This is a genomic window from Caldimonas sp. (genome assembly GCF_046289365.1).
Classification (GTDB): domain Bacteria; phylum Pseudomonadota; class Gammaproteobacteria; order Burkholderiales; family Burkholderiaceae_C; genus Caldimonas.
This window is the reverse complement of sequence record NZ_JBKBVU010000192.1, coordinates 1-5,946: the sequence shown is the minus strand read 5'-3', so window position 1 is coordinate 5,946 and position 5,946 is coordinate 1. Positions and strand designations below refer to the sequence as shown.

Sequence of the window (5,946 nt, the reverse complement as noted above, 5' to 3'; positions counted from 1 at the left end):
GGGTTTTTCGGGGCGCCGAGGCCGTACTCGTGCATGGCCGCCACGTGCACCATGGGCTCGTGATAGAAGAACTCGTCGCGCTCGGAGGTCATGTAGCGGCCGTCCAGGCGCAGCAGGCGGCCCCACTGCGGTGTCTCGAACACCTCGAGCTGCTGGTGGCGGGTGCGCATCGTCTCGAGGCGGCGCGCCACCTGGAAGCCGAAGGCGCTGTGATCGTTGAGCCACTCCAGCAGGAGCTCGTCCGAGTGCGTCTCCGGGTCCTTCGAGCCGCGCAAGATGCGGTTGGTGATGCGTTGCGCCGGGGCGAAGGTCGCCATCAGGTCGTTGAGCAGCCGCTCGGCCTTCGAGGAGTTGTCGGTCGAGAAATTGCACACGTACACATCCAGCGTGACACCGCTGCGCTCGGGCCAGGTGTGCACGGCCAGATGCGACTCGGCCAGGAGCACGGCCCCGGTCACGCCCCCGGGCTGGCCCTGCCATTCGGGGAAGGTGTGGTACTTCTCGTCGACGAGCGTGAGCCCGCACGCCTGCACGGCGCGGCGACACGTGTCCGCCAGCGCTGCGGCGTCGATCATCAACGCCACGTCGCACTGGCATCCATAAAGATCAGCGGTAAGGTGCAATCCCTGCATACGACCCCCTTGTCCTCGGCTTCCTCGCCCCGCGCCGCTGACGTGGGGGCCCACGCCGGCACGGAACCCTGGAAAGGTGGCGGTGCCCTTGCGGCACCAAAAAACATCAGATTTTAACGAATGCAGAGAAAGCGATGCCCATCGGCCCCGCCCCCGGCTGGCACGGGCCCTGGTGGCGCTGCACCGCACGCCGGGGGGCCCTGGGCGCTGTCGCGCATGGCAGCGACGGCCGGCCTGTCGCATCTGCTTGCCGCAGGCACATCGTGTTGCAATCCCACGGGCCGATGACGCTACGCTGCAGGGTTCGCTCTTGTGCCGGTTGCATCACCTCTTGCCGATCACCCATGCTGGGACGCCCCAAACCCGTCGTCTTCGACCCTTACGGCCGCCGCCGCTCGCGGCGCTTTCCTCCCTGGCTCGGCTGGCTGCTCTGCGGCGCCGCGCTGGGTGCGACCGGCGTGCTCTATGTGCAGGCCGAGCACCTGCCCCCGCGCCTGAGCGCCAGCGAATCGCAGGCCCTGCGCCGGGCCCACGACACCGCCGAGGCGCAGCGCCAGCACCTGAGCGCCGAACTGGCCGCAACCACACAACGCCTGCAGATGGCCGAGGCCGAGCGGCAGAAGCTCGCGCTGGACCTCGCCGCGGCACAGGACACCGTGGCCCGTCAGCGCGAAGACCTGCTGGCCCTGGTGGAAGCCCTGCCGCCCGACCCGCGGGGCGGCACGGTGGCCGTACGGGCCGCCCGCTTCAGCGCCGCGCCGGGCCGCCTGGCCTACGATCTCGTGCTCACGCGTGACGGTGGCAGCCGGCCGCTGAACGCCACGCTGCAGTTCGTGGTGGCTGGCGTGGATGCGCGGGGCGTGCAAGCACAGCACCGCCTGGAGGCCCTGCCGGTGGCCCTGAACCGCGTGGACAGCCTGCGCGGGCAGGTGAGCCTGCCCGAAGGCTTCACCGCCCGCCAGGCCACGGTGCGCGTCATCGACCGCAGCGGCGCCCAGTTGCTGGGCATGCGGGTGCTCAATGTGCGCTGACTTCGCCCCCTGCCCGGCGCTCAGGCCGGTGCCGAGGTGCGGATCAGGTGGTCGAAGGCGCTCAGCGCCGCCTTGGCCCCCTCACCGGAGGCGATGATGATCTGCTTGTAGGGCACCGTGGTCGCGTCACCGGCGGCAAAGATGCCCTCGGCGCTGGTGTGGCAGCGCTCGTCGATGAGGATCTCGCCATAGCGGGACAGCTCGATGCCCGAGCCCCGCAGGAACTCAGTATTGGGCACCAGACCGATCTGCACGAACACACCCGCCAGCGCCAGGTGATGTTCGGCGCCGCTCACGCGGTCCTTGAAGGTCAGGCCGTTCACCTTCTGGCCGTCACCGGTGATCTCGGTGGTCTGGGCGTTGGTATGGATCGTCACATTGGGCAGGCTCTTGAGCTTGTTGACCAGCACCGCATCGGCCTTGAGCTGGTCGGCAAACTCGATCAGCGTGACGTGCTGCACCACACCGGCCAGGTCGATGGCCGCCTCGACGCCGGAGTTGCCACCGCCGATCACCGCCACCTTTTTGCCCTTGAACAGCGGGCCGTCGCAGTGCGGGCAGTAGGCCACGCCGCGGGTCTTGTACTGCTCCTCACCCGGCACGTTCACATTGCGCCAGCGCGCCCCGGGCGCCAGGATCACGGTGCGGCTTTTCAGCTCGGCGCCATTGGCCAGACGCACCGTGGCCAGCCCTCCCTTGACGGCCGCAGGCTCCACCGCCTCCACCCGCTGCAGGCTCATCACATCCACGTCGTAGGCCCGCATGTGCTGCTCCAGCGCGGCGGCGAACTTCGGACCCTCGGTATACGGCACGGAAATGAAGTTCTCGATGCCCAGGGTGTCCATCGTCTGACCGCCCAGGCGCTCGGCCAGCAGGCCCGTGCGGATGCCCTTGCGGGCGGCATACACCGCCGCCGCCGCGCCCGCCGGGCCGCCGCCGACGATCAGCACGTCGAAGGGGGGCTTGTCCGCCAGCTTGGCGGCCTCTCGTGCGGCCGCGCCGGTGTCGATCTTTGCCAGGATCTCGCCCAGCTCCATGCGGCCCGAAGCAAACGCCTGGCCGTTGAGGAACACCATCGGCACGGCCAGAATCTGCCGGTCCTCGACCTCCTGCTGGAACAGCCCGCCGTCGATCGCCACGTGGCGGATGCGCGGGTTGAGCACGGCCATCAGGTTCAGGGCCTGCACCACGTCCGGGCAGTTGTGGCAGGTCAGACTCATCCAGGTCTCGAAGACCAGGTCGGTCTCGGGCTTCAGCGCCCGGATCTGTTCGATCAGCGCAGCCTCCACCTTGGGCGGATGGCCGCCGGCCTGCAGCAAAGCCAGCACCAGCGAGGTGAACTCGTGGCCCATCGGAATGGCCGCAAAGCGCACCCCCATGTCCTCGCCTGCGCGGGTGATCTGGAAGGCCGGGCGGCGCGTGTCCTGCCCGTCCAGGCGCAGGCGGATCCTGTCGGACAAGCCAGCAATCTCTTCGAGCAACTCGCGCATCTCACCCGACTCGGGACGCTCGTCCAGCGAGGCAATCAGTTCGACCGGGTGCTGCAGGCGCTCCAGATAGGTTTTCAACTGGGCTTGAAGATTGGCGTCGAGCATGGTGACTTCCTTGTGGGGCTATGTCCGCTAGACAACGGACGCGGTCTTGACGACCCCATCGACAGCGCCGCACTCGCAGCCACGGCGCTCTCGAGGGAGCCTGCCCTCGGGAACGAGAACAGACGGGGCGGGCACACACAGGCCGTGCCCGCTCACACGCCAGGCTGACATCACGCCAGCCCGGCCATGCGCATAAATGCGCGTGAATGACGGTTAGATCTTGCCGACCAGATCCAGCGACGGGGTCAGCGTCTTGGCGCCGGCTTGCCACTTGGCCGGGCACACCTGGCCGGGGTTGGCCGCCACATACTGAGCCGCTTGCAGCTTGCGCAGCGTTTCCTTCACGTCACGCGCGATCGCGTTGTCGTGGATCTCGGCGGTCTTGATCACGCCCTCGGGGTTGATGATGAACGTGCCGCGCAGCGCCAGGCCCTCTTCCTCGATGTGCACGCCGAACGCTCGGGTCAGCGTATGCGTCGGGTCGCCCACCAGCGGGAACTTGGCCTTGCCCACGGCCGGGCTGGTCTCATGCCACACCTTGTGCGAGAAGTGCGTGTCGGTCGTCACCACATACACCTCGGCACCCAGCGACTTGAACGTGTCGTAGTGCTCGGCCGCGTCTTCCACCTCGGTCGGGCAGTTGAAGGTGAACGCCGCCGGCATGAAGATCAGCACGGACCACTTGCCCTTGAGCGACTGCTCCGTCACCTCGATGAACTTGCCGTTGTGAAAGGCTTGCGCCTTGAAGGGCTGGACTTGGGTGTTGATCAGCGACATAGAAGCTCCTTGACAGTCAAGATGAGGGTTAACCTGATTGAGGTTCTACCCGAAAGGGAGAACCCGAATCTTAGTTGCAATGCAACATTGAGTGGATGCACTGCATCTATCGTCTTCATTGGAATTGACTATCATGCCGCCGTCACCCGCCAGTGCCGACCGCGCTCCAAAGTTCCTTGGACACGTGCACCGTTGGTTCTGAAAGCAAGGGCAAACCGGACCTTCCTCGCAACTGAGGGATCTTTCGGACCAGTCGGTTGAGAGTGACTTCGCAGCTGGAGCCCTTGCTGTGGTGCTTCAAGAGTAAGCAAACCTCTTGCCAGAACTGCCGCGCGTCATGTGTCATGTGCGGACTCCACCGTGCGACGTTTGCACACCCTAACGCCCGAGGTAAGCGGCGCCGGAAGGAGCGCAGCGAGTGAAGGGCACCGACACTGGCCATGAAGATGCCGAAGGCATGGCCAGTGTTGGCGTCCGCTTGACCGATATGTTAGGCGCAGCAGCCTTGATAGATGCTTGCCCCGGTGGTGCCGAAGCGCTACGATGTGTAGACGTTGCACAATCGGTACACATCATGCGCACGAACATTGAGATTGACGACAAGTTGATGAGCGATGCCCTTCGCCTGACCGGCCTGAAGACCAAGAAGGAGGCCGTCGAGCTTGGCTTACGCACGCTGCTGAGACTGCGCCAGCAGGAAGAGCTGCGACGCTTCCGCGGCAAGCTGCAGTGGGAAGGTGACCTGAACGCCATGAGGACGGACAAGTGATTGTTGTTGACTCCAGCGTGTGGATTGACTTCTTCCGTGGGCAGATGACGCCACAGACCGAGCGCCTGGATTCGCTGTTGAGCAGCGAACCACTGGCGGTTGGAGACTTGATCTTGGCCGAAGTGCTGCAAGGTTTTAGCAGCGAGAAAGACTTCAACCAGGCTAGAAGGCTGATGACCGCCCTGGACGTGATCACGCTGGGCGGGCAAGACATTGCGCTGCAGGCCGCGAGGAATTACCGTGTCCTGAGGGCGCAAGGCGTGACGATACGCAAAACCATTGACACGATCATCGCAACGCGGTGCATTGAGGACGATCTGCCTTTGCTTTACAGCGACCGGGATTTTGATCCGTTCGTTGAGCATCTGGGTTTGCGTTCTGCGATGGTGGAAAACTGAGCGCCTAACGTGGAGGTCACCGGCGCTACGCGGCTTTATCGCGCAGCGTCCGGTGGACCGCAGGGTTATGCGTACTTGGCCCAGCAATACGCGATATGACATAGGCCAAGACAAAGAACAGCGAATAGATGAAAAGTATTGTCAGCGCCTTGGAAGGAAAGAAATAGTTCTCTTTGTAAGAAGCTAAGGCGGGGTTCATTCCTGCCTGCATGGCTACTTGCTCCATGTACCACACGTAGAGCCAGTGAAAAGCATGCAGCAGGACAGGCCAAAACAAAACCGAATACATCAGCAACCGCTGGTGCCCAAAATAACGAACTGTCAGTCCAGCCAGAGTAGCGACCAATATGGTGTTCGGAATGGCCGACGCGAAGGAAACGAGTGCAAGCATCGCATCGTAGGGAAGCGTTAGAGCAAATGCCTCCGTTGTTGCCTTAAGAACTGACGTTGCGCCCTGCATTAGTGAATTGGTGAGCGCATCTGGTAGCGGCAACATTTGCGCCCAGAGGAGGTAGCCGTACAGCACTCCCAATGCAGTAAAGGCGATTCGACGCAGAATCAGGGCGGTCTTAGTACGCATAACGTGTTATAGGGAGCAAAACTGCTGCATAACACCGTCGGCTGTCTCCCTAAGGAAGGTCTGCACAACACCCGCCGTAGCGTGAGTTGATGCACTCGATTTCGGATGGCGGCGTTTTCAGGCTCGCGAAGTCGGTTTGAAGGCCGATTTCGCCCCGATTCGCG

At 63.9% G+C, this 5,946-nt stretch carries 7 protein-coding genes; 3 read left to right on the top strand and 4 right to left on the bottom strand.

Annotated elements, in window-relative coordinates:
• Positions 1 to 575 (bottom strand): S-adenosylmethionine decarboxylase (locus ACK42S_RS14910; RefSeq protein WP_409709202.1); only part of this gene is annotated, 575 nt, incomplete at its 3' end.
• Positions 576 to 976: 401 nt separating this feature from the next.
• Here ACK42S_RS14910 and ACK42S_RS14905 point away from each other — a divergent pair.
• The gene (locus ACK42S_RS14905) at positions 977 to 1,663 is read left to right on the top strand and encodes a hypothetical protein (RefSeq protein ID WP_409709199.1); all 687 of its coding nucleotides are present in this window, start codon (positions 977 to 979) and stop codon (positions 1,661 to 1,663) included.
• Positions 1,664 to 1,683: 20 nt separating this feature from the next.
• On the opposite strand, the gene ahpF is transcribed toward ACK42S_RS14905, so the two are convergent.
• On the bottom strand, positions 1,684 to 3,258 hold the full coding sequence (gene ahpF, locus ACK42S_RS14900) for an alkyl hydroperoxide reductase subunit F (protein ID WP_409709196.1): 1,575 nt from the start codon (positions 3,256 to 3,258) through the stop codon (positions 1,684 to 1,686).
• Between the two features lie 213 nt (positions 3,259 to 3,471).
• Positions 3,472 to 4,035 (bottom strand): alkyl hydroperoxide reductase subunit C, encoded by a 564-nt coding sequence (gene ahpC, locus ACK42S_RS14895; RefSeq protein WP_409709193.1) that lies wholly within the window; start codon positions 4,033 to 4,035, stop codon positions 3,472 to 3,474.
• 418 nt (positions 4,036 to 4,453) lie between these two features.
• Here ahpC and ACK42S_RS14890 point away from each other — a divergent pair, with 418 nt between their 5' ends.
• Both ACK42S_RS14890 and ACK42S_RS14885 read left to right on the top strand, forming a co-directional pair.
• Positions 4,454 to 4,804, top strand: a complete 351-nt coding sequence (locus tag ACK42S_RS14890) for a type II toxin-antitoxin system VapB family antitoxin (RefSeq protein ID WP_409709190.1) — start codon at positions 4,454 to 4,456, stop codon at positions 4,802 to 4,804.
• Positions 4,801 to 5,202, top strand: coding sequence for a PIN domain nuclease (locus ACK42S_RS14885; protein ID WP_409709187.1), 402 nt, complete (start codon positions 4,801 to 4,803; stop codon positions 5,200 to 5,202). The genes ACK42S_RS14890 and ACK42S_RS14885 overlap by 4 nt, the downstream gene beginning before the upstream one ends.
• Positions 5,203 to 5,227: 25 nt before the next feature.
• Here the strand turns inward: ACK42S_RS14885 and ACK42S_RS14880 are convergent, their stop codons facing one another.
• Entirely contained in the window at positions 5,228 to 5,782 is a 555-nt protein-coding gene (locus tag ACK42S_RS14880) for a hypothetical protein (RefSeq protein ID WP_409709184.1), read from the bottom strand.
• Between the last annotated feature and the right edge of the window lie 164 nt (positions 5,783 to 5,946).

What these genes read in the sequence shown, in the direction of transcription:
- ACK42S_RS14880 (WP_409709184.1), bottom strand. Translation starts at nt 5,782, where the DNA reads ATGCGTACTAAGACCGCCCTGATTCTGCGTCGAATCGCCTTTACTGCA.
- ahpC (WP_409709193.1), bottom strand. Translation starts at nt 4,035, where the DNA reads ATGTCGCTGATCAACACCCAAGTCCAGCCCTTCAAGGCGCAAGCCTTT.
- ACK42S_RS14905 (WP_409709199.1), top strand. Translation starts at nt 977, where the DNA reads ATGCTGGGACGCCCCAAACCCGTCGTCTTCGACCCTTACGGCCGCCGC.
- ahpF (WP_409709196.1), bottom strand. Translation starts at nt 3,258, where the DNA reads ATGCTCGACGCCAATCTTCAAGCCCAGTTGAAAACCTATCTGGAGCGC.